Genomic DNA, 26,036 nt, shown 5'->3' with positions numbered 1-26,036 from the left:
ATCTAGCGAGGCTGTCGCCCCTTGTGGCCGAGGTCGCGAGCCGTCTTGCGGGCATGGCAACCATCAGGCCCTGAGCACAGCACCTGGCAGTTCGCTTCGGTGTCAGCACCACCCTGATGTAGCGGCACCTTGTGGTCCAGCTCGAAGCCCGACGGATAGTCAGTCACGCGGCCACACTCAGCACATGCTGGGTCGTTGGTCCATACGCGCTCGCGTCGCGCCTGCAGCCGACGTCCAGTCATGCGCTGCTCGCTCTGGGTCGGAGCAATGGATGTGGTCCTAGGCTGCGCCATGGCCAACCTGGTGCCGAGCATGGCCAGCTTGCCGCGCTTCTTGCCTTCCATGATTGATCAGCCCTTGACGCTCACCTTCACCGCGCGTCGCGCGAGCCAAGGCATTAGCGACATCAACGGTCGCACCCACCAACGCACCTTCACAGCCAGCTTGACGGACAAGGGGCCCGCGCTGGCAACCTCATCAGCAAACGCCTCAGCAGGATCGCCCTGCGTGGTGGCGCTAACCGGCACCAGCCTGTAGTCAGCCAGCAGCGGCCTGGCATTGAAGCCCTCAGCACTATCGGCATGAGGCAGATATGCACAGCGAACCGTCACAGCCTCATCGCGTGCGCAGCGCAACTCGAACCATTGCGTCGCCGGCGGCAGGCCCAGCGCATCCATCAGCGCCAGCACGAAAGGATTGCCGTTGGCCATCATCACTTTCGAGACCATGTGAGCTCCGACGACAGGAAGAAGAAACGGGTACGGCAGCCAGAGGCCGGCATACCCAAACCCGAGGCAACTACCGGGAGGAGACAGACGTTACAGAAATCAGCGGGTGATCGCGAGCCAGCACGCGCGAATGCGGGACCGATAGAGGAAGTGGTAGAAGCCAGCTTCCTTGGAGAGCTGCGCCTGGGTCTTGCCGCTATACGCCATGCAAGCCTTTACGAACCAGCGGATGAACAGCTTCTTCATGGCGATCTCCAAAGCAAAAAGCCCGCTGGCTTTCGCTCGGCGGGCTTTAGAGGCAATTCTGCGGTGTATCAGAATGAGGCCTATTTTCGACACAAAATGTCGAAAGGTCAAGGAGAAGTTGCTTTCACTTCAAAAACGACAACTTCCTCAATAGCGAATTAAACGACTCAAATCGGGGCGCAGCAAACCCAGCGCCTCCTTATCGAACATGAATGCCACTGACTCATACCCGAAAAACTTGGCCATCCAGGCGTTCTGCTCGGCTACCCAATCTGGCGGCATCTGTGCGGCAAACTCCGGACTGAGTTGCATCTTGGGCCGCCGGGTCAACAGGTCGTTGCAAATCACCTCGAAGCCGTACAGGGTCCGCGCGGCGGCAGGGTCAGGCCGCGTGGCAGCGTCCATGCCGACCCACGCATCACGCCCTACAACGACAGCGCCAAATTGCCTCAAGAGGTTTCGGGTGTGGCGGGCAAATGTGTCCTCCATCTCCCGGAGGATCTTGTCTAGCCCGTTCATGTCGACTCCAATACGGATGCTCATGCCTTCTGCTCCCCGCTGCGCTTCATGGCGTCGTCGATAATCTCGTCCAGGCCCTCGCCGTAGGGGCAATGGCCGCCAAGCTTCACCGCCTTCTTCGGGTCGCAGACCACAGCTATGCTGGATTCGTTCCAGTGCTGTCCTCGTAGCCACCGGTACCGGGCAGCATAGGCCGCAACCTGCTGGCCGTTCTGCGCAGCATTGAGCGTGTCGCATACCCATGTCAGCAACTGCTCTTTGAATTCCTGGGCGGGATCGGTATCGAAGTCCTCTCCAAAGACGCGCAACGTGCCACAGACCACAACGCCGTTACCGTGGTGCCAGCGCCCACCCAGCGGCGGCTCAGTCGCCTCGCGGTCATCCTGCTGCGTCGCCAGCCCGAACGGGTCATAGCGCATCATGGCTTCGTCGAACAATTGGCATCCGCGCGTATGGCCGCCAGCCGGCCCGCTGCCGCACGTGCATTGGCGCTCGCCCTGCTCTGCCGATGCTGCTTGAACACCGGCGAGGCGCGTCCTATCGTGAAACTCCGCTCCTTCCGACTGGGGATCGCCATGTGGATCTGCATCCGCTGCCGCGCTGAGATTGCCTTCAGCGCCGTCGAGCCCGGAATTGACGACTTCGGCATCTACTTCATCTGCCCGCACTGCGGCAGGCGCAACAAGCTCATCAACGTCACCCAGCGAGACCGCACCGGAAGACGCCGGGGTAGCCTCATGCTTCAACAGACCGGAGACTGAGGCGCGTCGAGCCGCGAGCCAGCCCTCCCAGCGGCTGCAATGCGTGTGCGCATCCCAGGCGTTGTACCCGGTGGCCGCATACCCGCGACCCGTCCACATGCACTGGGACGGCATCGGATACACGGCCTCGAAGGCCTCCCGCTCCGCTTGCAGGTTGTCTTGGCTCATGCTGCCTCCTCGATCCCCACAAAGCCACGGTCGCGCAGCTGTTCGTCCGCCCGTTGCAGGGCCACCGCCTGGGCGCCCACCGCCCCATTCACGCCCTTCGTGCCCCGGAAGTAGGCCATCAGCTTCTGGTGGTGCGTCGAGACGGTCTGGCGGTGGATGTCGCACTCCTGCGCCAGCCGTTCGATCGTCTTCTTCTTCCCGTGGATGTCCCGGTGGGCACCGAAATGCCGCTCCACCAGCGTCCGTCTCAGTCTGTAGCTGGACAGGTGCCCGGCGAACAGATAGGTGGTGTGTTCCGTCAGGTAGCTCACGGCGTCCGCCCACTCCACGTTTGGTCGGTTGCCCGAGCAGCATGCCCTGGTGCAGGCGCAGGGCAACTCCACCGGCGCGAACTGGGCAATCAGCAGCGACCGGTCCAGCTCGCTGATCGCCTTCAGCTCCGCCCGGATCATCCCCGCCTGGGCCGCCCCGTCCACTCCCACCAGCCCCTTGCCCGTACCAACGTTACCGCCACGCATCGCCCGCGCCATCGGCGTCGGGCTGTACTGCTGCGTCGAGTACGAGAACGCAAAGCGCAAGGCGCTGTCCACGCTGTCGAATAGGATCTCGGTCTCGTTCATCTGTCTGCTCCCCGGGTTATCTGCCGTACTGATTCTGTTGTCTTGCGCCCTGTTGCCACCGCATCCACGGCAGGCGGAATGATGCATGGAACTCCGCCTCTGCCTTGGCCACGTGATCGATGTCCGCCCGGGAGGTAACGCCGCACCGCTCCAGGATGCGCGCCCGGGCGTCCTCTGGCGTCTCGCACGGCCGTCCGGTGCGCACTGCCACCATCCGGCGGAATTCGGGGTTCTCGCAGAGCCTTGCCGCCAGGATGGACAGCGGGCCGCCCTTCCGCTTTTCCGTCATGCCGGCGTCTCCAGTCCGTAAAAGGCGACCATCAGCGGGTGCTGCGTCGCAGCGATGGCGCGCGGAGCCGCCTGCACCTTCACCCGCCGTTTCCACTCGGCCGTGTTGTCTGGATCTTCTGTCTTGCGCATGGCGCGACGCACCTTTTGCTCGACGGCAGCAGCTGACGGAGTTCCCCGCGGCACGTCCACGCCGGGGACCGGCAGCCACAGCGGGCGCGACGTACCGCGCGCTACGGGCTCGTAGCCGACGATGTGCGCCTGGTGCATGTCCCGGCGGACATAGAACAGCCGCTCAATGTTCGCGTGCTTCTCGCCGGTAGCATCCGCCAGTTCATGGACCGTCCGCGCAATGCCATCCGCACAGATCTCCTTGATGGCGATCCAGACGGGGTTCTGGTCGCCGCGCTGCGCCTTCTTCGTCAGCCCCAGCTTCACGGCCCGGCAGTTCACCGACCCGCGCGGCCGCCCAAGCTTGGCGGCGATGTCGGGCGACTTCATACCGTCGCGGTAGCATTGGGCCAGCGCAGCGTCGTCCGCCTCGGTCCACGGTCTCCTGATCATCGCGCCATCCCCCACAGGATCGAAATCGCCACCCCGGCCATGAACAGGCATGCGTACGCCATGCAGATGTCAGCGGTGCTCACGATGGCTCCTTGGGTCTGAATTGGGCGGTGATGGCCATGCTCGTGACGCCCTGCATGAACTCGATTGCCTGAATCGTGTGGTTGCAGCCGTCCTTGAAGACGTCCTTGGCCTCTTCCTCGGCGCGCGCCACCTGGGCCAGCAGCGTGTCGAGGTCCACGGGGCCAGGAAACTCGGGGTTCGGCTCGATCTCAGCCAGGATGGCGCGGGCACGCGTGACGACGGCGATGTCACGGACGCGGCGGCGGTCGTTCTCTGGGTAGCCGCTATATCGCGACGCCAGTTCGTTGGACAGATCCTCCACCGCGTCCCGCAGATCGCTGATCTCTTCGGCGGTCAAGCCACGGCCTCGAATGTGCTGCGCTGTCATTTGGTCTCCTTGATCTGCAAACCCATAGCTGCCATCAGGTGGCGTTTGATCCGGTACCCCTCGGTCACCACCCCTTTCACGTCCTCCACCGTCCGCACCGTGGCGCCCTTCTCCACGTAGGTGAAATCCGCCACGTACTTCAGCGGGGGCCGCTTCCGGCCGCCGATCACCACCGCCGGCGCCAGGATGAATTCGACCTGGCGCTGCAGCTGCTGGATCAAACCCGCCCGCTGCATGATCAGGAGGTGGTGGTACCGCTCCATCTCTCGCTGGCTGTCGAACGTCTCTTCGCCCACCGTCACCCGCTTGTTGCGGTACTTGCTGGGCTTGCGCGCCGACGCGGCGTGACCACCCCACATGCTGGTCATGCCTGCCCCTCGATCGGCGGATGGCCGTAGAAGAACTCGTGCACCGCGGCGTGCGACGTACTTTTCGTGCGCAGCAGGTCGGCAAGTAGTGCATGACGCCACGGCCCCTCCCCTGCGACCTTGAAGACCCCAACCTTGTAGCGCTGGAACTCCTCGCCAGCCTTCCGGGCGCGCCAGCAGTTCGCACCCTTCGCCTCGATGCCGGTCGCGCTCTGCCACCAGTCCGGCGCATCCTCGGCAGCAGGCTCCGTCACGGTCACGCCTTCGTCGAGCCAGCGCTGGCCGTTCAGCCAGGTCGAGCAGTGCGGGACGAACTTGCCGCCGTCCTCCCGCCACTGCGGGCTGGCCTTCTGCCGCTCGATGGCGGCCAGGATGTCGGCGAGCAGCGCAGCGTCCGGGGCCAGCTTGCGGAACGCCTTCTCGGCGTCAGCCTTGCCTTCCTTCCGGGGGTAGATCGCCCAGACGGCGTCAAACCCGGCGACCGGCTTTTCGGTTTTCGCCTTCCGAGCGGGCGCGCCTTGACGGTTCCCTGACGGTTCAGCTGTAGGTTCTTTACGGTTAGGGTGAACGGCGTTCGGGGGTTGGTGAACGCCGTTCGGGGGTGGGGGTGAACCCGCTTCGGGGGTGGGGTGAACGCCGTTCGGGGGTGAGCCGCCTTCGGGGGTGAACGCGCTTCGGGGGTGAACGGCGTTCGGGGGTTGCTTCTTCGGAGCCTTCTCCGGTGCCTGGTAGTTGCCCGGCGTCACGGTGTAGACAGTGCTGCGGCCGGTCTTGCGCTGGCGCGAGATCAGGCCATGCGCCTCCAGCCAGTCCATGGCCTTCTGCACCGCTCTGTCGCTCAGGCAGCAACGCATGGCGATGGTGTCCACCGCGGGCCAGCAAACCCCTTGGTCGTTCGCGTTGTCCGCCAGCGAGATAAGGACGGACTTCTCCGTCCGGCCCATCTGGAGCGGCCAGCATTGGGACATGATGATGGTGCTCATGCAGCCGCCTCCACCTGCGCCGCCGGCACGCCGTACATGCGCAGGCGGTATGCCGCCCACCTGTCGTATGCCTCATCCCACGCCAGGCGCTTCTGTTCCTTGGTGTAGCGCTTCCCCTGGTCGAGTTCAGCGTGGCACCAGAAGCAGCCGGGCACCGACATGCGATCGTCAGCCTTGATGCCCTTCCCCTTGCCGTGCTTCAGCTGGTTGCTGTGCGCGGGCACCACGGTGGAGGGATCGTTCCGGCAGACACCCGGGAATCGGAGATAGCACTGCTGGCCGTGACACAGGAGGTCCGGGTGCAGCAGCGGGTTGACGCGGACGGCCTTGCCGTTCGCAATGATGACGACGACCATCAGAACAGCGCCCCCTGCGGATGCGGGCGGCGGACCGGCTTGATGGTGCGTCCGGTGATGCGGCATTCGCGCGCCGGGCCGTGTTCCAGCTCGCCCAGCTTGGCGCGCAGCTCATTCACGCGGCCGCTGACGGTGTTGATGGGCAGATTGGTCAACTCGCACAGTTCCTGCAGCGAGTAGTCGGCCGGGTATGGCTGGATAACCAGCATGATCTGGCGCTGTCTGGCCGAGACCGTGCCGTCCTTCCCGATCTCCCGGTATGTCTGGATGCTGGTGTGCGCGACTTGTGTGTGCATGCCCTCTCTCCCCTGCTACAGGCGCTTGGCCCGCTTGTGCTTCTCGGCCATGTAGCCAGACGTCCACTCAAGGTGGGCGTCGGTACCCGGGATGTACGGGTTCTGCTCCGCCTTTCGGCCCTGCCGGAACGCCTCCGCGCCCTGGTCGCGCACCGCCTGGCGGCTCATGACTTCGTACATCCCGACTCCCCGTTAGTGCTTCACCGACTGCTCGGACTCCAAGTCCAGATAGCCCGTGGTGGTGAATGCCTCACTCAATTGCGGATCCTTCTTGGCCATCTCCTGCAGCTCTCGGATCGCGCGTTGCTTGTCGTCTCCGTACTTCTTCATTGCTGCCCGGACCGCACCCCTTGCGATCCTCAGCGCCACCCCTTCATCCATGAGTCCTCGCTGCGATCACTTCTTCCATCAGAGTCAGCATCGCTCGACGAGCCAGGTACTGGCTGATTGCCCGGTTGCCAAGGACGCGTTCCACATCCGCGATCTTTTCCGCCGGCAGGTCGCGACGCGGTTTCCCGTTCGCGTTGGTCTTCTCCCGGTGGAAGTAGTCGCTCGAGTGCGATGGGTACAGGTCAGCCATGGCCGCAAGAATCTGCTTCGTCAGCCCCTGGTTCGCCCGGTGTTCCCAGGCGAGCGCGCACGCATCACGGAACGTCTTGCACTCCGCGATCAGATGGGGCGAGAGAAACGGGCCTTGCGCGCCCGATTGCTGCTCGCTGACTGGCTGCAAGCCAGTACTGGGGCCGCATTCAAGCAAATTCGCTGTCCGCATCGTTCTTGTCCTTATAGAAAGATTTCATCGGTTCCACGGTTGAATCCACAGTTGCCCGGGACCGAAAATTTTTTTGCCAGGCGGTCACTGCTTCGCCCGGCCCGGCAAAAGCTTCTGCCGGCAAAACACAGACACATCTGCACAGAGGCAATGACAAACTCGACCGCATGTACACCTACGCCGAACGCCTTCTCTGGGCCATGCAACAGACAGATCCGCCGACCTCTCGGCGCGCTCTGGCTCTGCGTGTGGGCGTCGAGTACCAATCCATCCAGTACCTGGCTGACCCGAACCGCAACGCGACCGGCAGCCGCCACACTGAAGCCATCGCGCGCGCCCTTGGCGTATCTGCCCAATGGCTCGCGACTGGAAAAGGCAAACCCCACAAGGGGCGGCGCCAGCCAGTCGACCAGCGCCCTCAACTACAGGAATGCATTCGCGCGACGCGCGAACTCCTTGCGCGACTGGAACGCATCGCACAAGCACTGGAAGACGGCCAGACCGGGAATTGAGCGCATCACTGCTTCGCAGTTGCGCCTTCCAGCTCCGGCCAGTACTCCTGCCAGTCGTCCGGGCGCTGCTCTTGACGAGTCAGGCCCAGAGACGTTTCAAGAGCACGCCAGTACTTCGTTGGAATCGGGCCGCCCTTTTCGAGGTAGTAGGAGACCGTCTGCTGGGTAACACCCAGGAGCGCACCCAGCTTTTCTTGCGAGTGCGCCATGCGAACGGCCTTTTGCCACGGACTGTCTTGCATTCGATTGCCCTGTCGTGTCTACAAATACATTTGTAGCACGCTACAAGCCGTTTTGCAAGCCGGCATAACAAAATGCTTTGTATGTCTACCTACGCAGAACGCCTCGCGGAGGCAATGTCCAGCCGCGGCATGAATCCCCACACCGACCAGAGCGAGCTGGCGCGGCGCGTGGGCATGGGCTGCAAGCCCCAGAACATTCAGCACCTCCTTGATCCGAACAAAAATGCGAAGTCGAGCAAGTACTCGGCCCGCATAGCTGAGGTGCTTCAGATCGACCCCCAATGGCTGTCGTACGGCGGAGGCTATCGCCCCGACGTCATGCTCTACGATGCCAATGGCGGAACGCTTACGGTGATAGAGACGAAGCACCGTTCGCCCTCTGCGCCAGCGGACGCACTGGAATCCGCCCAGCGCTCGTATGCTGCAGCGATCCTGGCAGGCCTCGATGGCGCCAAGCTGACGAAGGCCCTTGCCTTCCTCCAGGAGCTGGAGGCGGGGCGTCATTCCGAACAGCCGCTCGATACGGACCAAGGCCGTCAGGGCACCACCCGAGTCATCGAGGGTGGTGTACCGGATCCTCAGATCGCACGAACTGCAAATCTGCGGGTCGAAAAATAACCCCCTCCTCACGATGCCATTTGAAGCCCGCCTTGCGCGGGCTTTCGTCTTTTGAGGTTGGCATATCCGTTTGCCGGGTACCCTGCAGACGCGGCTGCATCCCGCTTTTGCGGGGTTAATTCCTCATCCCGTTGCCGCTATCTGTGTGACTCGTAAGACCGCCGGACAATTGCATCCGGTGGCATCGGGGTCACAGCAATGGCAAAAGTAGTGAACTTGGGGGCCTACAGGCAGACTAGGCTCTCGAGTCTGCGTCCGCCCGTCCCTCCGGGGGGTGACGCGGACATGATCGTCATTCGTCGCCGCGCGGACGGTACCTACACTGCGCACATCTCCGGGGCCTACGCCTCATCCCCCCTGCTGGCAATAGAACACGCAAGCGACCTGGCCTCCAGCTTGGCTCGAAAGGAGCGCGTCCCCTAGCACTACAATTTATTTTGTAGCCACTTCTTGCGTTTCTACAAATGTGTTTGTAGACTTCCCTCCATCGACGCGCCACGGCGCTCACTGGGAGATAGAGGGATGGAACTGCTCGTACCTATCGGAATCATGGTCTGGTGGCTGTTTGTGCTGTTCGCCCTCCAGTCCGTTCGCGTTGGCGGCGAGGGCTGAAGCCATGGCCAAGGCTCTCACCCACCAACAGATCCTGGCACTGCCGCTGCATCAGCAGGCACTGGCTTGGGAAGACCAACGTAACCGCGGTCGCCTGGACGAGATCAAGCAGATGTCCGCCGCATTGGCACTGCTTCAGCCCATGCAGGCCGAAATCAAGGCCGCCGGCCACACCCTCTATGCGGGAAATCTGTCGCCCGCATACGGCAAGCGGAACACCATCCGCATCTCCGTCATCACGACGTCGTCGGAAATCTCGCTGATCAAAGCCCTCCTGACCGTCGGCTTCTTGATCATCGACCGCGACGAGAGCGGCAGCATTCTCCGGACGGTCGTGTTCAAGAAGGGCCGCCTGAATCTGCAGGTCTTCACAACGGTGGAGAACCTGGCGCGCGCCGAGCATGATTTCACGGCCTCGCAGCAGCTAAAGGAGGCAGCATGACGCCCGCCCAAGCCGCCCACCACCAGGCAGATCTGGCCAACGCCTACGCCGAGTTGCTGCTCGAGTTGCAGATGGCCCACACGATCATCAGCAACGCAGCCGGACTTATGTCCACGCTGCAGCGCCAGGTCTGGGCCGAGCGCAATGCCCGCTCCGAGATCAAGGGCCAGATCCCCGCCCGCAACGCCGAGCGTGCCGCCGTCATTTCCAAGTGCAAGGGGTGCGCAGCATGAGCGCCATCTGCAAACACGCCTCCGGCGGCTGCGACTACCCGGCCGGCGAGTGCTCGGGCGCCTGCATGGCGCGTCCGACCGCCGTGACTGCCGAGTACCTGATGGGCATTAAGGAGGGTCGCGCGATCCTCAACAGCCACGGTGCCGCCGACATCTCAGTGGCGGATCGACTGGACAACCTGCGCGCCACGATCAAGGGCTTCGCCGCCAACACGCCGGTCGGCCAGATGCTGCGTGGCGAGCGGGACTTCTGGCTGCATCAACAAAAGCTGGCTGGGATGCAGTCGCTTGCAACCGGAACGGCCCGATGAAGCTTCTCCGCGCCATCGCCTTCTGGGTTGGTACCGCCGTCGGCGTGATCGCCCTCTCCGGCCTCTATGCCGCTTTCAATCCTGAAGCGCCCACCGCCACCCCTATCTGGAGGCAGTCATGAACAACGACGTCTTCATGCTCGACCACGTACGCGAGATGCGCGCCAAGGGTTGGAAGCTGAGCGGCCGCCTGCTGCCGAACGGCGACCTCGAATACGTCCGCCTCCACTGACCAACCACCACGGATACACAGATGTTCTCCATTTCTGGAAAAGCACTGGGCGACGCTTTCAAGGCCGCCAACCAGGCGGTGCTGCCGAAGTCGCCGCTGCCCGCCTTCACTCATGTCCGCGTCGCCGGCAGAGCTGACACTGGCGGCATCCGCTTGATCGGCTCTTCGGGCTACCTGACGGTCAGCGCGAGCGCCGAAGCGAGCGTCGACGAGGATGTCGACCTGTGCCTGCCGGCCGACAAGCTGAATGCCATCTGTAGCCTTGGCGCAGCCTCCATCACCTTCACCAGCGACAAGGGCAAGATCGTCGCCCGCGCAGGCCGCACTCGCATGAGCTTGCCCACCCTGCCCGGCGACATTTTCCCGATGCCGAAGCTGGAAGGCGAGCCGGAAGCCGTCTTCGATGCGCCAGACCTTACCGGCAAGATCGGCACCGTGTCGTTTGCCATCGCCGCGCAAGGTCGCATTGATAAGCCGATCCTGCGCAATCTCTGGATCGAGTGCGATGGCGAGTCTGCTCATCTGGTCGGCTGCGATGGCCTCACGATGGCCACCAACGTGGTCCCCGTAACGCCGGCCGCTTTCGGTGCGAGCGTGCCAAAGTTTGGCATCGCCCTGCCAGACACGTCTGCATCGATCCTCGCCAGCATCGGCGCGGACCATTTCGAGGTCTACAAGGGGCACCTACTGGCCAGCAACGCAGACGTCCAGGTGATTTGCACCTTGGCGCCAGGCAAATACATCGACTGGAAGCGTCTCATCCCCAACCCGAACCAGTTCGTCACCTTCAGCCGCGACGACTTGGTAAAGGTGTGCCCGCTGCACCGGACCTTCGATAGCGTCGACGGAATTATCCGGATGGAACAGGACGGGAATTACTGCTCCCTGACGATCTCCAGCGAGGCGCACTCCGTCGAGGCGGATCTGGAGCTCAAGGAAGTGGCGATGGAATCCCACCTCGACGCATCGTTCATCGGGTCCCAATTGATGCGACTCCTTGGGCAAGTGAAGACCGAGGACGTGTCCCTCTCGTGGGTGCAGCCAGAAAACGGCCCGCCGCCCTCCTACCTCCTGCAGGACGGCTCGTGGCGCGGCCTGCTCCAACCGATGCGCATGTAATCGGAGTTCACCATGACTATTGACGAAATCAAGCGCAAGGCCGCCAGAGCGGCACGCAAGGGCGATGTCCAGACGATGGACAACCTCGAACTGGAGTACATCAAGCGCGCCGTGCGGCTGACGGTCGAGAGCCAGGAAGCCCCCGGCGAGCGCGACAGGATCATTGCCAGCCCCACCCACCTGTTCCGCGGCGCCGGCCCGAATGGCGAGACCCGCGTGCGATGGGTTCGCATCGATGGCGTCATTGTCCACTCGGACATCAACGGCCACCAGGTGGATCAGCTCGACGACACACCCACCCTCTTCCCTCTCGAAGAGGCGGCCTGACCAACCGGGGAAAGCGGCACGACCGGTCCCCGGCCTAACGCAGTACCCACGCTACTCACAGGAAACAGCATGCAACAACTGCAAATCCCGCCGCTGTCCGAAGGCGAAACCTACGTCGGCGCCCTCGGTGACAAAAACGGCGACTTCCATCACGTGATCCTTTTGCCGGGTGATAACGGCGACGCCACGTGGCAAGCCCAGATGGAATGGGCGAAGTCGATCGGCGGCGACCTCCCGAGCCGCGTCGAGCAGGCCATGTTGTGGGCCAACTTCCGCGACCAGTTTCAGAAGGATTGGTACTGGAGCAACGAGGTCCACCACAACAATGACGGCTGGGCCTGGTATCAGTACTTCAACGACGGCTACCAGGACCGCAACCACCAGGGCATCGAGCTTCGCGCTCGCGCCGTCCGCAGATTGCCGATTTAACCCTTCATCCATTTCCTCTGGAGCGCACCACATGATCACGCTTGAACAGATCGAGTCCGCACACTCGCGCGTAGCCGCAATGATCGAGGCTTTCCGCAAACAGCCGCTGCCCACGGAATACACCGTCGCCGGCGTGAAGATCCCACTCGCACCAGGTGAACGCTACGCGGGCCTCGTCCTCGGCGATGAAGGACAGCCGGACTACCACCTGATTCTGCTGCCCGGCGAGGTCGAGAGCGTCAACTGGAAAGATGCCTGCATCTGGGCCGGTGACCGCGACGCTTCGCTGCCTACACGCCGCGAGCAGTCCCTCCTGTTTGCCAACCTGAAGGGCGAGTTTGAGTCAGCTTGGTACTGGTCCGGTGAGGAGCACGAGGAAAACGACGGCTGGGCCTGGTTTCAGACCTTCTACAACGGCACCCAGTGCTACTACCGCCAGTACCACGAGCTTCGCGCTCGCGCCGTCCGCAGATTCATTCCTTCAGTAATTTAACCATTTGAACCACCGTGGCTCTGCACACCCAACTTCCGATCTACAAGGCGGCATACGGTCTTCTGGACGTTGTCACCGACTTGGTCAAGAACATGGCCCGCGATTTCAAGCGCAGCATCGGCGAGAAGATCAACGCCGAGTGCATTGAGATCATGGTGCTCGTGTTCCGCGCCAACGTGGCCGCCGACAAGTCGCCGCACCTGGTGGAACTTCTGGAGCGCCTGCAGGTGATCGAGCTGCTCCTGCGCCTCGGCATGGACAAGCGGCTGATCTCCCGGCCCGGATACGCCAAGGCCATCGAGATCACGACCGGGATTGGCAAGCAGGCCAACGGCTGGAAAAAGTTCGCAAATCGCCCGCTTCACGGAGGTCAAGGCCGCCATGACTGAGCGATCTTTCAATCTGGTCATGCCGCTGGCTCACGAGGCCACCGACAGGCGCATCACGGATACCTCCGGTAGCTTCCGGGCAGCGTCCGGCGCAGTTCCCCGGCTGAGCAATCGGCCGGGCGACGTGGATAGCATGATGGATACGGCTGGGCCTGGTATCAGAACTTCAACAACGGCAACCAGAACAACAACCACCAGAACAACGAGCTTCGCGCTCGCGCCGTCCGCAGATTGGAACGAAAGCGCCCCCTTCTCGTTTTACGAACTCCTGGAAGCCTACATCGACTGCCGCCGCACGAAGCGAAACAGCGTGAGCGCGCTGGCGTTCGAGGTCGACCTGGAGCGAAACCTTCGCGGCCTGTACGACGAACTGGTCGAGGGTATCTACACACCTGGACGGTCGAAGTGCTTCGTCATCACGCGACCGAAGCCACGTGAGGTATGGGCTGCAGAGTTCCGAGATCGCATCGTACATCACCTGCTTTACCGGAAGATCGGACCGCGATTCGAGCGGTCGTTCATCGCTGACTCCTGCGCCTGCATCAAGGGGCGTGGAACCCTGTATGCCGCGCGTCGTCTGGAAGCGAAGGTGCGCAGCATCACGCAGAACTGGTCGCGGCCTGTGTTCTACCTGAAGTGTGATCTAGCCAACTTCTTCGTCAGCATCGACAAGAGCATCCTGCTGCAGCTGCTGCGAGTGAAGATCACTGAGCCGTTCTGGCAATGGCTAGCAGAGCTCGTGCTGATGCACGACCCACGGGCTGATTTCGCCTACCTCGGCGATCGCTCGATGATGGGGCTCGTGCCGACGCACAAGCGGCTTATGGAGCAGCCAGCCCACCTAGGGCTACCAATCGGCAACCTCAGCAGCCAGTTCTTCGCGAATGTGTACCTCAACGAGCTGGATCAGTTCGTGAAGCACCAGATCGGCGCGCGGCATTACATCCGCTATGTCGATGATTTTCTGATCCTGCATCAGTCGCCGCAGTGGCTGAATGCCGCGCTATCGCGCATCGAAGCCTTCCTACCGCGCCAGCTGCACGCACGCCTGAATCCAACGAAGACGATCCTGCAAACGGCCGCACGCGGCATCGATTTCGTTGGGCAGGTAATACGTCCATGGGCACGTCATACCCGCGCCCGCTCGGTGAATGTCGCGGTGCAACGCCTTGCGCAGATGCCGGCCGCCGATGTCTTCGATGCGGCCAACAGCTACTTGGGACTCACCCGCCAGGCTACGGCCAGCCACGTAGACCGCGCTCGCCTGGCAAAGGTGATTCGGGGCCGTGGCCACGCCGTGGATTTCGCCCTCACAAAAGCCTATCGCAAGGCTGATCGGGGGCAGGCATGACCCAGCTTGCGTTCGCAATCGCCATGCTCGCTGCGCTCATTGCCGCCATGGCTTGGGGCGCCCACCAAACCCTCCGTTGGATGCAACGGATTGCAGAAGGAGACCGCCAATGAGAATCGTCAGCACGGCGACGATGATCGACCGCCTGGTTGGCTTGGTCGACGAGCGCCGCCTCCGCATGGATGAACTCGGCTTCGTCCGTGGACTAAAGGAGAAGGTGAAGACCTGCCGCATCGTCGATCTGACCGCCGACGAAGTGGACAGGCTCGACGAGATCCACGGGAGGTTGTTCCGATAATGGATACCAAACCCCTGAAGGCCTACGAGGTCTATGACGGCGGCGATAACTGGGCAATCGTGTTCGCCACCAACTCGGCCACCGCGCGCCGGGAGGGCGCTGGCGAGTGCAACTGCGATTGGGAGGATGTTGACCATTGCCGCCGACGCCCCGCGCTCGACAAGTTCGCACCGGGCCCCGTTCCGCCACTCGCACTTATCGAGCAAGGTTGGCACTTCGAGTGCTTCCATTGCGGCTGCCGGGTTGACGAGGACATGTACGACGTCGAGCCCGATCCGCACTTCGACACGTGCTCCGAATCCGCTCCCGTCGAACGCGGACGGTTCGTTTATTGCAGCAGGTCTTGCGCAGCAATCGACGCGGCTCGCCGGCGCGGACGAAAAGCCGCCGAAGTGGCGCTGATAGAACTGGTCGAGACGAAATATCCCGGTTCCGTGGCGACGCATGTCCATGTCTACGGCGATCGCATCGAACAGCACGACGGCCACTGCTCCGCAAGCTTCACCTTTCCAGGCGGGAAGTACGCCGCTACGTGGAGGGTAGGCGACGGCATTTGGGTGTCTCAGTGCGATCAGGACGCGTGGGCCGCGTATCGCGGCGACGCTGCGGATTGACGACCATGAACATTCCTGACGACCTCACCCTCTACTCGACCGCCCACGGCCACGGTGCCCACGGCCTGGCGTTCTACCGCTATGCCGATCAGGATGGCTTTGGCGTCCACATGGTGGCGCGCCGCGAATCGAATGGCAAACCCTTCGTCGAGTCGTATTGGCTCGATGCCCTGCCCGACCAGCACTTCCCCACCCTGCTCGCGCTGCAGCTGGCCGCCGAGGCGCTGACAGACGACCAGGTGGCCGCCGAGCGCGCGAAGTACCCGCAGATCCGTAACTCGCGCCCGGTCGGCGAGCGGCGGTACCAGAACAGGTGCCGCCTCTGCCCACCCGACGATGCCCGCCCCGGCGCCGTGATCGTATATCTGGCGCGCAGTTGGAACCCGGTGACGGACCACCGCGCCGAGCTGTGTGAGGGCCACAGGATCCTAGCCGAGAACCCCGCCGTACTGGATGCGGCACTTGAAGCCGAATTGGCTGAACGGAAGGCTCGCGCTGCAGCGCAGGGCCTGCCGTGGATGATGTAACGCAGGAATGGAGTGAGAAATGAGCGAACAAGAACTACTCGACCGCATCATCGAAGAGCTGGACAAGAGAATCCGCCCGATGGCGAACATCCCGATTGAGGCGCAGCTGTGGTCGACGAAGGAGATCGGCGAATACCTGCAGCGGCCCGCCAAGGTGGTCCGCGAGCGCGTGGTGAACGTGCCCGGCTTCCCGGTACCGATCCGTCTTCCGAATCCGGGCAGCCTCGGCAAGGCTCAGCCGCGCTGGAAGGCGATCGAGGTCATCAAGTGGGTGGAGTCGTATCAGGGCGGCAAGATGGGCCGCCCTCGCAAGCCGGATTAACCCAGCCGCAGCGCCAGCTCGGCCGCCGACTCGTTGTAGTAGGTCCGCAGCTCGCTGAGGTTGGTGTGCCCGGTCATCCGGGCCAGCGCGAGCACGTCGAGTTTCGTCGAAAGCCGGGTGATGGCTTCGTGGCGGGTGTCGTGGAATGTCAGGTCGGCGATGCCGGCCTTTTTCTTTGCCTTCCTGAAGAGAGCATCGCGGCTGGCCGCCGGTAGCGCAAACAGCGGCTCGCCGTCCTTCACCTTCGGCAGCATCTTCAGTAGCTCAATCGCGCGCGTGGACAGCGGCACGTCCCGGGCACCGCCATTTTTGGTCATCGGAAGGTGAGCGACCCGGCGCTCCAGATCGACTGTGTGCGAGGTCAGGCCCAGTAACTCGCCAGAGCGCATAGCCGTTTCGATTGCCAATAGAAACGACACCGCCACACGTTGGGACGACAACGAAACGGGATGACCCTCGTAGTAGCCCAAGGCCAGGGTCATGTCCTCGATTTCCTTGTCGGAGATGCGCCGGTCGCGCGGCGGCGAGTCGGGCGGCCGCCGGACGTTCTTCATGGGGTTGTGCGTCAGCCAGCCCCACTCCTCATGCGCCACCTTGAAGGCGTGAGACATTAGGGACATTTCGCGGGATACCGAAGCGCCAGCGATTCCCGGCTGCTCGTCCGTCCCACGCTGCCTGACGTCGCGCCAGGCGGCAATGTGGGCGGGCTGGAGGTCCACCAGCTTGATGTCTCCGAACTTCCGCCCCAGCACGACAATGTCGCCAATGAGGTCTAGCCGGATCACCTCCCACCGCTCGCCCTTCTTGGCTGGGCTCACCTTCTCGGCGTAGGTTTTCAGCACGTCGCCAACGGTGTGTGTCTTGCTCCCCATTCCGCCGCTGATCGAGCGCAGCTCGGTCTCCCGTTGCGACGCCCATGCTTGGGCCTCGGCCTTGGTGTCCAGGTTCTTGGAGTCGCGCGTGCCCTGCACATAGACCTCGGCGCGCCAGCCGTTCTTGACCTTCCGGAAGGAAGCCATGCGTAACCTCAGCGTAAATTCGGCGTAATGACGCGTAGTTTAGTGAGGTTTCGTGCGGAATTTCAAGAGGGCTGGAGAGCCACACGGCTAGCCGCAAACCCTTGTACTACCGTGGTTTGCGGCGTTTCTCGGCGCCGTGTGGCTTTGGTATTTGGTGCGAGGGAGGGGACTCGAACCCCTACACCATTGCTGGCGTCAGGACCTAAACCTGGTGCGTCTACCAATTTCGCCACCCTCGCAGTCCTGGAACCGGGCATTCACAAAGCAAAAAAGGCGGCTGGACTGCCCGCCTTTTCCTGCTTGTGGCTTGCTGTTGGCGCGTTGCGCGCCGGGATCCGGTTCGTGCCGCCGGCGTAACTTCTGCCTGCGGCGCAATAAGGAAGCGGATTGTATCGCAAGGCGTCGGGGGAATCCAGCCCCCTGCCCGCCCCTCTGACAAAGCCGCTGAAAATTACTGGCGGGCGCGGATGAACGCGATCACCAGTACCGTGGCGCAGGCTTCCAGTGCCGCCACGAAATACAGGCCCGAGGCCAGCTGGCCCGTAGTGGTCTTGAACCAGCCGATCATGTACGGCGCCACAAAGCCGGCCAGGTTGCCGATCGAGTTGATCAGCGCGATGCCGCCGGCTGCGGCCGTGCCGGCCAGGAAGGCCGAGGGCAGCGACCAGAAGACCGGGAATGCGGCCAGGATGCCGACCGACGCGACGGTCAGTGCGATCAGGGCCAGCACGGCGCTATGCAGCCAGAACCCCGTCAGCGTCAGGCCCACGGCGGCCAGCAGCGTGGCCAGCGCGCAGTGCATGCGGCGTTCGCCGGTGCGGTCAGAGTGGATGCCGTTTAGCACCATGGCAATCGTGCCGGCCACGAACGGGATGGCCGAGACCAGGCCGATCTGCAGGTTGCCCTGCACCCCCAGTTCCTTGATGATCGACGGCGACCAGAACGCGATCGTGGCGTTGCCGCTGACCACGCAGAAGTAGATGGCCGCGCAGATCCAGACGCGGGCGTTGGCAAAGGCGCCCTTCAGTGACGAATGCTTGGCCGGGTCGCGTGCCTCCTGTTCGATATCACGCGTGACGATGACCTGTTCCTGCTGCGACAGCCACTTCGCGTTGACAGGCTTTTCCGGCAGGTACAGCAGCACGGCGATACCGGCCAGCACCGACGGAATGCCTTCGATCACGAACAGCCATTGCCAGTTGGCCAGGCCGTCCACGCCGTCCATCGCGCTCATGATGAAGCCCGCCAGCGGGCCGCCGACCACGCCGGCGATGGCGAACGACGTCATGAACAGGCCGTTGATGCGTGCGCGGCGTTCGGCCGGGAACCAGTAGGTCAGGTACAGCACCACGCCCGGAAAGAAGCCGGCCTCGAAGATGCCCAGCATGAAGCGCAGCGTGTAGAACTGCATCGGGGTCTTCACGAAGATCATCGCCATCGAGGCGAAGCCCCACAGGATGGTGATGCGCGCCAGCGTCTTGCGCGCGCCAATCTTTTCCAGAAGCAGGTTGCTCGGCACTTCGAACAGGAAGTAGCCGATGAAGAAAATCCCCGCGCCCAGCCCGTACACGGCTTCGCTGAACTGCAGGTCCTGCAGCATCTGCAGCTTGGCAAAGCCCACGTTGACGCGGTCGATCCACGCCAGGATGAACAGGAATACGAGGAACGGGATCAGGCGTACGGTGATCTTGCGGTACGCCTCGCTGCGTTGCTGCGCCAGCTGTGCGGGCGGCAGGCTCTCCAGGGCGCCGGGGGCGCCGCTCATCACGGAAGACATCGGTGACTACTCCTTGGGTGTGGTTGGCGGGGCGCCGCTACGTTGGCGGCGCCCTCTCGCATTGCGCTGTGCTGGCGCTGGCTGCGGCGGCCGTGGGAATCCGGCCGGTGTTACGGGTGGTGCACGGGTAAGGCGTCAGGCCAGGGCCTGTTCGATGGCGGCAGCCACCTGCAGCACACGGGCATCGCTGCCATGCAGGCCGCAGACGCCCAGACCCATGCCCTCGCCCATCGGCAGCGACGCCGCGCAGCCATCGAGGAAATTGATCACGCTCGCGTTGCGCAGCACCAGGCCATTGATCGCGAAAAAGTCCTCGTCGCGCTCCAGTGCGTCCAGACGCGGCGGGCGCACCGCCACGCTCGGCATCAGCCAGGCATCGGCCTCGCGCAGCAGTTCGGCGGCGCGTTGCTGCATGGCGCGGCGTTCGGCCAGCAGGACGATGTAGTCGGTGGCGGTCAGCTTCTCGCCACGGCGGATGCGCTGGGCCACGCGCTGGTCGTACCGGTCGCCCTTCGTTTGCAGCAGCTCGCGGTGCCAGGTCCACGCCTCGGCCGCGGTCAGGCCGCCGGCGGCGTTGATCTCCGGCAGGCGGCGCAGTTCGGGGAAGCCGAACTCCACGATCTGCGCGCCCTGGGCCGACAGCCTTGCCAACATGGCCTCGAACGCCTGGGCTACCTCGGCATCGAGACCGTCGGCCACGAAGTCGCGCGTCACGTAGAAACGCAGGCCGCGCAGGTCAGCCGCACGCGTGTCCAGCGTTTCGCCGCTCAGCACGGCATCCATCGCCACGCAGCAGGCCACCGAGCGGGCCAGCGGGCCGGCCGAATCAAGCGACGTGGACAATGGCACGGCGCCGTCCAGCGGCACACGGCGCGCGGTGGGCTTGAACCCGGTCAGGCCGCAGAACGCCGACGGAATGCGGATCGAGCCGCCGGTATCGGTGCCCAGCGCGGCCACGGCCATCTGCTCCGCCACGCTCACTGCGCCGCCCGACGTCGAGCCGCCGCTGATGCGATCGGGATCGAACGGCGTGCGCGGCGTGCCATAGTGCGGATTCAGTCCCAGCCCGGAGAACGCGAACTCGCTCATATTGGTGCGGCCGATCAGCACAGCACCAGCGGCGCGCAGCCGCGCCACGGCCGGGGCGTCGGCCTGGGCCGGCGCGCTGCCGTCCAGCGCCTTCGAGCCGGCGCGCGTCACCTGGCCGCGCACATCGAACAGGTCCTTGATCGACACCGGCAGCCCGGCCAGCGGCGATGCCACATAGCCGGCCGCACGCGCCTGGTCGGCGGCATGGGCCTGCGCCAGTGCCCCTTTGGCGTCGACGCTCATGAACGCAGCGCCGCCCGCCTGCATATGGCGGTCGATGCGGGCCAATGCGTCTTCGGTCAGCGCGACGCTGGTGGTGTGTCCGGCCGCCAGCGCGGCGGCCAGTTCGGCAATGGTGGGGGCAGCGATGGTCGGTGCAGTCATGGCAAGGCTCACTCGGCTACGGCCAGCGTTTCCACGCGATAGGCGTGATGCAGGCTGCGGTTGCGCACGGGGTCGTGCAGTTCCACTTCGAACGATTCGCCGTGGCCCATCTCGCCGATCACGGCCTGGGTGCCGCAGAACATCGCGGTGCCCGGCGGCAGTTGCGATTCGCCGGTCAGGCGCTCGATCAGGTCGCGCGGGTCCAGCAGGCGCGTGACCTTGCCTTCCTGATAGAGCGCGCGCTGGCCGTCGCGTACACGCCAGCAACGCATTTCCAGCGAGTCCCAGTGATCGGCCACCTCGTCGAAGCGCCACACGTCGCGGCCCATCGGCTTGGCGCACATCTGCTTGGACACGGTGACGTCATAGGCCTCGACCTTGCGGTCGGTGTGGTCCGAGCCAATGCCGATGTAGAGCGCGTCGGCGCCCTGCAGCAGCACGAACTCGGTCTCGCCCGACGAATCGTCGCGCGGCACTTCCAGCACGTCGTCGGTGGTCAGCAGCTGGGCGGCCAGCGGATAGAACGTGGGCACGGTGGCAGGCGGCTTCACGCCGATGGCCTTCAGTTCGTCGATATGGTGCTGAACGGCTTCCATGTCGCGGCCGGTCCAGCCGGCGATGATCAGTCGTTCGATGTCGAGGGCGAGCGCGCCCCCGCCGGCTACCTGGAGATGCAGTGTCGGCATTGCGTACTACCTTTGTTACGAGGGGAAAGTTCGGGTCAGAGTGTCCGGATGATGTTTTTCCGGAATTCGTCGATGTGTTCGCGGATGGCCTCGCGCACCGCCGGCACGTCGCGCCGCTCCAGGGCATCGACGATTTCCAGGTGCTCCTGGTAGACGTTCTCCAGGTGCTGCGGATCGGACAGCGAGAGGAACCAGAAACGCGCCTGCTTCTCGTGCAGGCCGCGCAGCAGTTCGGCCAGCACGCGGTTGCGCGATGCGGCCGACATGGCGGTATGGAACTTCAGGTCCAGCGATGCCAGCGCCGGGATGTCGCGCCGGGCGATCAACTCTGGCGAGCGGTCGACAATCTCGCGCATTGCCTTGAAATCGCTGTCGTGACCGCGCTCGCAGGCCAGCGTGGCGCACAGCACCTCGTTGGTGGCGCGCACTTCGATCATGTCGAGCACTTCGTTCAGGGACAGCGGCGACACCAGCACGCCCTTGCGCGGCAGGATTGACACCAGCCCTTCCACTTCCAGCCGATGCAGCGCCTGGTGGACCGGAGTGCGACCCAGGCCCAGCAGCGTGGCCACCTGTGCCTCGTTCAGCGGTTCGCCCGGACGGAACTCGCACGCGATGATGCGTCGCTTGATTTCGGTATAGGCCTGCTCGCGCATTGCCGCGCCGCTCTGGGCGGGGGTGGGCGCTGCGGGCGCCGGGTCGGCGGCACCGACCAGTCGAATGGGATTCACCACGGCGGAATCAGAGTCTGTTCGTTTGAAGTTGTTGTGATACTAGTGTGATATTTCACTGCGCACAACCCGGAATTTTATAGGGGTAAACACTACACAGCGCCCGCCAGCTCGCCATGTGACGGCGGTTGCGCCTATCATGAGCCGTCCGTGTGGAATCGATAATCGATACATAAATATCTTGGTGCAATATGCAGCCATCGTGGTGCAGCGGATCACGACGATGGTGCCGAATCCGGATTCACACCTGTTATGGCCATCACTGACGGCGACCGCCCCGACCCACTCTTCAACCAGTCACTGGAAAAAGGGCTCGAAGTCCTGCGCGCATTCAGCGCCGTGCATCGCACTCTGACCCTGGTGGAACTTGCCGGGCTGACCGGCATGACGAAGAGTTCGGCCCAGCGCACCGTTCATACGCTGGAGCGGCTTGGTTACGTCGACAAGCACCCGCAGACGCGCCGTTTCCGGCTGACGCCAAAGGTGATGGAGATCGGCTACAACTACCTGGCGGCCGACGCATTGATCCCGATTGCCAGCCCCTATCTGTCGCAACTGGCCAATGCCAGCGGCGAAACGGCCAATCTCACGGAGCCCGTGGGGCTCGACATGGTCTATGTGGCGCAGCTCATGACCGCCAAGCACATGCCCGTGCTGACGCCGGTTGGCATGCGGATTCCGATGTACTGCACGAGTTCGGGCCGCGCCTACCTGAGCAAGCTGCCCGACGACCAGGTGCGTGCGATGCTCGAAGCCTCCACGCGGCAGGCGCGTACGCCGGCCACGCTGACCGATATCGACGCCATCGTCGAGCAGGTGGCGGCGTGCCGCAGCCTGGGTTATGCGTGCAACGAGGAAGAGCTGTTCCTGGGCGACATGGGCATTGGCGCGCCCATCGTGAACAGCCGTGGCGAGGCCGTGGGCGCGGTGCATGTGTCACCGCCGGCCAGCCGCTGGACCATGGCCGAGGCGCAGAAGAAGCTCGGGCCGCTGGTCATTGAATGCGCGTGGGCGATCTCGCGGTCGATCGCCCACTGATCCCACCGTTGCGCCCGGGGCAGCCCTTAGCGCGCGTGCTCCAGCATCGCCTGCAGAAGCACGTTGGCGCCGGCCTCGATATGTTCGGGCAGTGCGTCTTCCAGTTCGTTATGGCTGATGCCGTCCTTGCAGGGAACGAAGATCATGCCGGTGGGCGCGCGCTGGGCCACGTACACGGCATCGTGCCCCGCCCCGCTCACCACATCCATATGCGGCAGGCCCAGTGACGCCGCCGCGCGCCGCACGCTGTCCACGCACGCGGGCGCAAAGATACAGGGTTCGAACTTGACCACCTGACGCACGTCCACCTTGACGGCGGCGGCGTCGGCAATGCCCGCGAACGCGGCGCGCATCGCCGCATCCATGCGGTCGAGCCCGGCCTGCGACAGGTTGCGGAAGTCCACCGAAAAGTCCACGCGCCCCGGAATCACGTTGCGCGAATTGGGCTTGACCTCGACAAAGCCCACGGTGCCGCGGCCATGCGGCGCCTCGTCGCGCGCAATGCGGTTGACGGCCTCGATCATCCGTGCCGACGCCAGCAACGCGTCGTGGCGTAGCGCCAGCGGCGTGGGGCCGGCATGCGCGTCCTGGCCGGTCACGGTCACGTCGTACCACTGCTGGCCCAGCGCGCCGCTGACTACGCCAATCGGCAGGCCGGCCGCTTCCAGCACCGGCCCCTGCTCGATATGCGCCTCGAAGTATGCCGCATACATGCCGCCGGGCACCTGGCCGGCGGGCTGCGCTCCAAGGTAGCCGATGGCTTCGAGCGCATCGCCCACGCTGACCCCGTCGCGGTCCTGCTGCGCACGGGCGAATGCCCCGTCGAAGACCCCGGCGAATACGCCCGATCCCATCATCACCGGCGTAAAGCGGGTGCCTTCCTCGTTGGTCCAGAACGCCACCTCCAGCGGTGCGCGCGTGGTGACGCCCAGGTCATTGAGCGTGCGCACGACCTCCAGCCCGGCCAGCACGCCGAAGTTGCCGTCAAATTTGCCGCCCGATGGCTGGGTGTCGATATGGCTGCCCGTGGCGACGGCCGGGGCGTCGGGGTCGGTGCCGGCGCGGCGCGCAAAGACGTTGCCGATCTCGTCCACGCGCACGTCGAGCCCGGCCTCGCGGCACCACTGCACCACCAGGTCGCGGCCCTTGCGGTCCTCGTCGGTCAGGGCGATGCGGCACACGCCGCCCAGCGGGGTGGCGCCGATCGCGCCCAGGTCCATCAGCGATTGCCACAGGCGGGCGCCATTGATGCGGGGAGTGAATTGCGAATCCATGTCTGTGTTGTCTGCGGTGAGTGATATCGAAGCAACGATCCAGCAAGAAGCAGACCACCGGCACCGACGATCCATCGATGGTGCATGCGCACTGGCACATCAATTGCTAGTTCGAAACCGAACACAGCGTTCAACCCATCCCCCAAACCAGGAGCCCTGCCTGTGACCCCCTCCACGAATCCCCGCGCGAAAGGTTTCTCCGCTGTCATCCGTTCGGCCTCGGCTGCCGTCGCCCTGTCGCTGCTGGCCCTGCCCGGCGCCGCCATGGCCGACAAGGTGCTGCGCATCGGCATGACCGCCGCCGATATCCCCCGCACGCTGGGCCAGCCCGACCAGGGTTTCGAAGGCAACCGCTTCACCGGCATTCCGATGTATGACGCGCTGACCGCCTGGGATCTGTCAAAGAGCAACGGCCCAAGCCTGCTGGTGCCCGGCCTGGCTACCGAGTGGAAGGTCGACGACAAGGACAAGACCAAATGGACGTTCAAGCTGCGGCCCGGCGTGAAGTTCCACGACGGCTCGCCGTTCAATGCCGATGCCGTGGTCTGGAACGTCAACAAGGTGCTCGACAAGACCGCCAAGCAGTTCGATCCGAGCCAGGTGGGCGTTACCGCATCGCGCATGCCCACGCTGCGCAGTGCGAAGAAGATCGATGACCTGACCGTGGAGCTGGTGACGTCCGAGCCCGATTCGTTCCTGCCCTACAACGTGTCGAACCTGTTCATGGCGTCGCCCACGCAGTGGGACAAGAAGCTGGCCGCCGTGCCGGCGTCGGTGACCGACCCGGCCGAACGCAGCAAGCAGGCATGGGTGGCATTCGCCGCCGACGCGTCGGGCACGGGGCCCTTCAAGATGACGCGTTTCGTGCCGCGCGAGCGCCTGGAACTGGCAAAGAACGCCAGCTACTGGGATCCGAAGCGCACCCCGAAGATCGACAAGGTGGTGATGGTGCCGATGCCCGAGGCCAACGCGCGCACGGCGGCGCTGCTGTCCGGCCAGGTGGACTGGATCGAGGCCCCCGCGCCTGACGCCATCGCGCAGATCAAGAGCCGTGGCTTCGATGTCTACGCCAACGCCCAGCCGCATATGTGGCCGTGGCAGCTGTCGTTCGCGCCGAATTCGCCGTGGCTGGACAAGCGCGTGCGCCAGGCCGCCAACCTCTGCGTGAACCGCGCGGGCCTGAAGACGCTGCTGGGTGGCTACATGGCCGAGGCCAAGGGAATTGTCGAAGCCGGCAACCCGTGGTGGGGCAATCCCAAGTTCGACATCAAGTACGACCCGAACGCCGCACGCAAGCTGATGAGCGAGGCCGGCTACTCTGCCGCCAAGCCGGTCAAGGTCAAGGTGCAGGTGTCGGCGTCCGGATCGGGCCAGATGCAGCCGCTGCCGATGAACGAGTACGTGCAGCAGAACCTCAAGGAGTGCTTCTTCGACGTTGACTTCGACGTGGTGGAGTGGAACACGCTGTTCACCAACTGGCGGATCGGCGCCAAGGACCCGAGCGCCCACGGCACCAACGCCATCAACGTGAGTTTTGCGGCGATGGACCCGTTCTTCGCCATGGTCCGCTTCGTCAGCACGAAGACCCAGCCGCCGGTCTCGAACAACTGGGGCTACTTCGGCAATGCCGAGTTCGACAAGCTGATCGAAAACGCGCGCACGTCGTTTGGCGAGAAGGATCGTGATGCCGCGCTGGCCAAGCTGCACGCGCGCATCGTCGAGGAATCGCCGTTCGTGCTGATCGCCCACGACGTGGGCCCGCGCGCGATCTCGAAGAAGGTCAAGGGCGTGGTGCAACCGCAGAGCTGGTTCATCGACATCGCGACGATGTCGATGGACTGAGGCTC

41 protein-coding genes and 1 tRNA gene are annotated in these 26,036 nt (G+C 64.0%); 18 read left to right on the top strand and 24 right to left on the bottom strand.

Annotation, left to right across the window (positions count from 1 at the left end):
- Positions 1–2: 2 nt before the first annotated feature.
- The 16 genes from ACOABP_RS16320 to ACOABP_RS16245 all read right to left on the bottom strand — a co-directional run bounded on the left by ACOABP_RS16320 (position 3) and on the right by ACOABP_RS16245 (position 7,120).
- Positions 3–344 carry an HNH endonuclease gene (locus ACOABP_RS16320; protein WP_474226161.1) on the bottom strand — a complete coding sequence of 114 codons (342 nt, stop codon included), beginning with the start codon at positions 342–344 and terminating at the stop codon, positions 3–5.
- A gap of 6 nt (positions 345–350) precedes the next feature.
- Complete coding sequence (locus ACOABP_RS16315; protein ID WP_474226160.1) at positions 351–728, bottom strand: hypothetical protein; 378 nt, start codon at positions 726–728, stop codon at positions 351–353.
- Positions 729–827: 99 nt separating this feature from the next.
- A complete protein-coding gene (locus tag ACOABP_RS16310; protein WP_474226159.1) occupies positions 828–974 on the bottom strand; it encodes a hypothetical protein in 147 nt (48 codons plus the stop codon).
- Positions 975–1,121: 147 nt separating this feature from the next.
- Positions 1,122–1,517: a hypothetical protein gene (locus ACOABP_RS16305; RefSeq protein WP_474226157.1), complete on the bottom strand. Its 396-nt coding sequence runs from the start codon at positions 1,515–1,517 to the stop codon at positions 1,122–1,124.
- Positions 1,514–2,422, bottom strand: coding sequence for a hypothetical protein (locus tag ACOABP_RS16300; protein ID WP_474226155.1), 909 nt, complete (start codon positions 2,420–2,422; stop codon positions 1,514–1,516). Before ACOABP_RS16300 ends, ACOABP_RS16305 begins: the two co-directional genes overlap by 4 nt.
- Positions 2,419–3,042, bottom strand: coding sequence for a DNA-binding protein (locus tag ACOABP_RS16295; protein ID WP_474226154.1), 624 nt, complete (start codon positions 3,040–3,042; stop codon positions 2,419–2,421). The genes ACOABP_RS16300 and ACOABP_RS16295 overlap by 4 nt, the downstream gene beginning before the upstream one ends.
- 16 nt (positions 3,043–3,058) lie before the next feature.
- Positions 3,059–3,331, bottom strand: coding sequence for a hypothetical protein (locus ACOABP_RS16290; protein ID WP_474226153.1), 273 nt, complete (start codon positions 3,329–3,331; stop codon positions 3,059–3,061).
- Positions 3,328–3,945: a hypothetical protein gene (locus ACOABP_RS16285; protein WP_474226152.1), complete on the bottom strand. Its 618-nt coding sequence runs from the start codon at positions 3,943–3,945 to the stop codon at positions 3,328–3,330. The genes ACOABP_RS16290 and ACOABP_RS16285 overlap by 4 nt, the downstream gene beginning before the upstream one ends.
- A 28-nt stretch (positions 3,946–3,973) precedes the next feature.
- On the bottom strand, positions 3,974–4,345 hold the full coding sequence (locus ACOABP_RS16280; protein ID WP_474226151.1) for a hypothetical protein: 372 nt from the start codon (positions 4,343–4,345) through the stop codon (positions 3,974–3,976).
- A complete protein-coding gene (locus ACOABP_RS16275) occupies positions 4,342–4,713 on the bottom strand; it encodes a DUF1064 domain-containing protein (RefSeq protein WP_474226150.1) in 372 nt (123 codons plus the stop codon). Before ACOABP_RS16275 ends, ACOABP_RS16280 begins: the two co-directional genes overlap by 4 nt.
- Complete coding sequence (locus tag ACOABP_RS16270) at positions 4,710–5,696, bottom strand: helix-turn-helix domain-containing protein (RefSeq protein ID WP_474226148.1); 987 nt, start codon at positions 5,694–5,696, stop codon at positions 4,710–4,712. The genes ACOABP_RS16275 and ACOABP_RS16270 overlap by 4 nt, the downstream gene beginning before the upstream one ends.
- Entirely contained in the window at positions 5,693–6,052 is a 360-nt protein-coding gene (locus ACOABP_RS16265) for a nuclease domain-containing protein (protein ID WP_474226147.1), read from the bottom strand. Before ACOABP_RS16265 ends, ACOABP_RS16270 begins: the two co-directional genes overlap by 4 nt.
- A complete protein-coding gene (locus ACOABP_RS16260; RefSeq protein WP_474226145.1) occupies positions 6,052–6,348 on the bottom strand; it encodes a LexA family transcriptional regulator in 297 nt (98 codons plus the stop codon). The genes ACOABP_RS16265 and ACOABP_RS16260 overlap by 1 nt, the downstream gene beginning before the upstream one ends.
- 15 nt (positions 6,349–6,363) lie before the next feature.
- Positions 6,364–6,528: a ribosome modulation factor gene (locus ACOABP_RS16255; protein ID WP_474226144.1), complete on the bottom strand. Its 165-nt coding sequence runs from the start codon at positions 6,526–6,528 to the stop codon at positions 6,364–6,366.
- A gap of 12 nt (positions 6,529–6,540) precedes the next feature.
- On the bottom strand, positions 6,541–6,729 hold the full coding sequence (locus ACOABP_RS16250; protein WP_474226143.1) for a hypothetical protein: 189 nt from the start codon (positions 6,727–6,729) through the stop codon (positions 6,541–6,543).
- A complete protein-coding gene (locus tag ACOABP_RS16245) occupies positions 6,722–7,120 on the bottom strand; it encodes an XRE family transcriptional regulator (protein ID WP_474226142.1) in 399 nt (132 codons plus the stop codon). Before ACOABP_RS16245 ends, ACOABP_RS16250 begins: the two co-directional genes overlap by 8 nt.
- A gap of 167 nt (positions 7,121–7,287) precedes the next feature.
- Between ACOABP_RS16245 and ACOABP_RS16240 the strand changes: the two genes are divergently transcribed.
- Entirely contained in the window at positions 7,288–7,632 is a 345-nt protein-coding gene (locus tag ACOABP_RS16240) for a hypothetical protein (RefSeq protein WP_474226140.1), read from the top strand.
- Positions 7,633–7,637: 5 nt separating this feature from the next.
- Here ACOABP_RS16240 and ACOABP_RS16235 read toward each other — a convergent pair whose 3' ends face one another.
- Entirely contained in the window at positions 7,638–7,874 is a 237-nt protein-coding gene (locus ACOABP_RS16235; RefSeq protein ID WP_474226138.1) for a YdaS family helix-turn-helix protein, read from the bottom strand.
- Positions 7,875–7,955: 81 nt separating this feature from the next.
- Between ACOABP_RS16235 and ACOABP_RS16230 the strand changes: the two genes are divergently transcribed.
- From ACOABP_RS16230 to ACOABP_RS16160, 15 genes are all read left to right on the top strand, one after another.
- Positions 7,956–8,492 carry a helix-turn-helix domain-containing protein gene (locus tag ACOABP_RS16230; RefSeq protein ID WP_474226137.1) on the top strand — a complete coding sequence of 179 codons (537 nt, stop codon included), beginning with the start codon at positions 7,956–7,958 and terminating at the stop codon, positions 8,490–8,492.
- Between the two features lie 616 nt (positions 8,493–9,108).
- Positions 9,109–9,546: a hypothetical protein gene (locus ACOABP_RS16225; RefSeq protein ID WP_474226136.1), complete on the top strand. Its 438-nt coding sequence runs from the start codon at positions 9,109–9,111 to the stop codon at positions 9,544–9,546.
- The gene (locus tag ACOABP_RS16220; protein WP_474226134.1) at positions 9,543–9,779 is read left to right on the top strand and encodes a hypothetical protein; all 237 of its coding nucleotides are present in this window, start codon (positions 9,543–9,545) and stop codon (positions 9,777–9,779) included. Before ACOABP_RS16225 ends, ACOABP_RS16220 begins: the two co-directional genes overlap by 4 nt.
- Complete coding sequence (locus tag ACOABP_RS16215; RefSeq protein ID WP_474226133.1) at positions 9,776–10,090, top strand: hypothetical protein; 315 nt, start codon at positions 9,776–9,778, stop codon at positions 10,088–10,090. The genes ACOABP_RS16220 and ACOABP_RS16215 overlap by 4 nt, the downstream gene beginning before the upstream one ends.
- The gene (locus ACOABP_RS16210) at positions 10,087–10,212 is read left to right on the top strand and encodes a hypothetical protein (protein ID WP_474226132.1); all 126 of its coding nucleotides are present in this window, start codon (positions 10,087–10,089) and stop codon (positions 10,210–10,212) included. The genes ACOABP_RS16215 and ACOABP_RS16210 overlap by 4 nt, the downstream gene beginning before the upstream one ends.
- Positions 10,213–10,343: 131 nt before the next feature.
- A complete protein-coding gene (locus ACOABP_RS16205) occupies positions 10,344–11,441 on the top strand; it encodes a hypothetical protein (RefSeq protein WP_474226130.1) in 1,098 nt (365 codons plus the stop codon).
- 12 nt (positions 11,442–11,453) lie between these two features.
- Positions 11,454–11,768: a hypothetical protein gene (locus tag ACOABP_RS16200; protein ID WP_474226129.1), complete on the top strand. Its 315-nt coding sequence runs from the start codon at positions 11,454–11,456 to the stop codon at positions 11,766–11,768.
- 69 nt (positions 11,769–11,837) lie between these two features.
- Positions 11,838–12,197 (top strand): Lcl C-terminal domain-containing protein, encoded by a 360-nt coding sequence (locus ACOABP_RS16195; RefSeq protein ID WP_474226128.1) that lies wholly within the window; start codon positions 11,838–11,840, stop codon positions 12,195–12,197.
- Positions 12,198–12,228: 31 nt separating this feature from the next.
- The gene (locus ACOABP_RS16190; RefSeq protein WP_474226127.1) at positions 12,229–12,690 is read left to right on the top strand and encodes an Lcl C-terminal domain-containing protein; all 462 of its coding nucleotides are present in this window, start codon (positions 12,229–12,231) and stop codon (positions 12,688–12,690) included.
- A 14-nt stretch (positions 12,691–12,704) separates the two neighbouring features.
- Complete coding sequence (locus ACOABP_RS16185; protein WP_474226125.1) at positions 12,705–13,079, top strand: four helix bundle protein; 375 nt, start codon at positions 12,705–12,707, stop codon at positions 13,077–13,079.
- Complete coding sequence (locus tag ACOABP_RS16180; protein WP_474226124.1) at positions 13,072–14,430, top strand: RNA-directed DNA polymerase; 1,359 nt, start codon at positions 13,072–13,074, stop codon at positions 14,428–14,430. Before ACOABP_RS16185 ends, ACOABP_RS16180 begins: the two co-directional genes overlap by 8 nt.
- A gap of 109 nt (positions 14,431–14,539) precedes the next feature.
- Positions 14,540–14,728, top strand: a complete 189-nt coding sequence (locus ACOABP_RS16175; protein WP_474226123.1) for a hypothetical protein — start codon at positions 14,540–14,542, stop codon at positions 14,726–14,728.
- Positions 14,728–15,342, top strand: coding sequence for a hypothetical protein (locus tag ACOABP_RS16170; RefSeq protein ID WP_474226122.1), 615 nt, complete (start codon positions 14,728–14,730; stop codon positions 15,340–15,342). Before ACOABP_RS16175 ends, ACOABP_RS16170 begins: the two co-directional genes overlap by 1 nt.
- Before the next feature lie 5 nt (positions 15,343–15,347).
- Positions 15,348–15,869 carry a hypothetical protein gene (locus ACOABP_RS16165; RefSeq protein WP_474226121.1) on the top strand — a complete coding sequence of 174 codons (522 nt, stop codon included), beginning with the start codon at positions 15,348–15,350 and terminating at the stop codon, positions 15,867–15,869.
- 19 nt (positions 15,870–15,888) lie between these two features.
- Positions 15,889–16,191 (top strand): hypothetical protein, encoded by a 303-nt coding sequence (locus tag ACOABP_RS16160; protein ID WP_474226119.1) that lies wholly within the window; start codon positions 15,889–15,891, stop codon positions 16,189–16,191.
- Here ACOABP_RS16160 and ACOABP_RS16155 read toward each other — a convergent pair.
- From ACOABP_RS16155 to ACOABP_RS16130, 6 genes are all read right to left on the bottom strand, one after another.
- A complete protein-coding gene (locus tag ACOABP_RS16155; RefSeq protein ID WP_474226117.1) occupies positions 16,188–17,210 on the bottom strand; it encodes a tyrosine-type recombinase/integrase in 1,023 nt (340 codons plus the stop codon). The two genes, ACOABP_RS16160 and ACOABP_RS16155, sit on opposite strands and share 4 nt — an antisense overlap.
- A 152-nt stretch (positions 17,211–17,362) precedes the next feature.
- Positions 17,363–17,449 (bottom strand) — tRNA-Leu (locus tag ACOABP_RS16150).
- Between the two features lie 212 nt (positions 17,450–17,661).
- Positions 17,662–18,987, bottom strand: a complete 1,326-nt coding sequence (locus tag ACOABP_RS16145) for an MFS transporter (RefSeq protein ID WP_474226116.1) — start codon at positions 18,985–18,987, stop codon at positions 17,662–17,664.
- 135 nt (positions 18,988–19,122) lie between these two features.
- The gene (locus ACOABP_RS16140; RefSeq protein WP_474226115.1) at positions 19,123–20,460 is read right to left on the bottom strand and encodes an amidase; all 1,338 of its coding nucleotides are present in this window, start codon (positions 20,458–20,460) and stop codon (positions 19,123–19,125) included.
- An 8-nt stretch (positions 20,461–20,468) separates the two neighbouring features.
- Complete coding sequence (locus tag ACOABP_RS16135) at positions 20,469–21,146, bottom strand: DUF2848 domain-containing protein (protein WP_474226114.1); 678 nt, start codon at positions 21,144–21,146, stop codon at positions 20,469–20,471.
- A gap of 35 nt (positions 21,147–21,181) precedes the next feature.
- Positions 21,182–21,880, bottom strand: coding sequence for a GntR family transcriptional regulator (locus tag ACOABP_RS16130; protein WP_474226113.1), 699 nt, complete (start codon positions 21,878–21,880; stop codon positions 21,182–21,184).
- Between the two features lie 249 nt (positions 21,881–22,129).
- On the opposite strand from ACOABP_RS16130, the gene ACOABP_RS16125 reads away from it, so the two are divergent.
- Positions 22,130–22,915, top strand: coding sequence for an IclR family transcriptional regulator (locus ACOABP_RS16125; RefSeq protein WP_474226111.1), 786 nt, complete (start codon positions 22,130–22,132; stop codon positions 22,913–22,915).
- A gap of 26 nt (positions 22,916–22,941) precedes the next feature.
- Here the strand turns inward: ACOABP_RS16125 and ACOABP_RS16120 are convergent, their stop codons facing one another.
- Complete coding sequence (locus tag ACOABP_RS16120; RefSeq protein WP_474226110.1) at positions 22,942–24,189, bottom strand: Zn-dependent hydrolase; 1,248 nt, start codon at positions 24,187–24,189, stop codon at positions 22,942–22,944.
- Between the two features lie 264 nt (positions 24,190–24,453).
- Between ACOABP_RS16120 and ACOABP_RS16115 the strand changes: the two genes are divergently transcribed.
- Positions 24,454–26,031: an ABC transporter substrate-binding protein gene (locus ACOABP_RS16115; protein WP_474227861.1), complete on the top strand. Its 1,578-nt coding sequence runs from the start codon at positions 24,454–24,456 to the stop codon at positions 26,029–26,031.
- Positions 26,032–26,036 lie beyond the last annotated feature (5 nt).

The organism is Cupriavidus sp. HE11 (genome assembly GCF_056097175.1).
The sequence above is the reverse complement of the archived record's forward strand: the minus strand, read 5'-3'. Positions and strand labels throughout refer to the sequence as shown.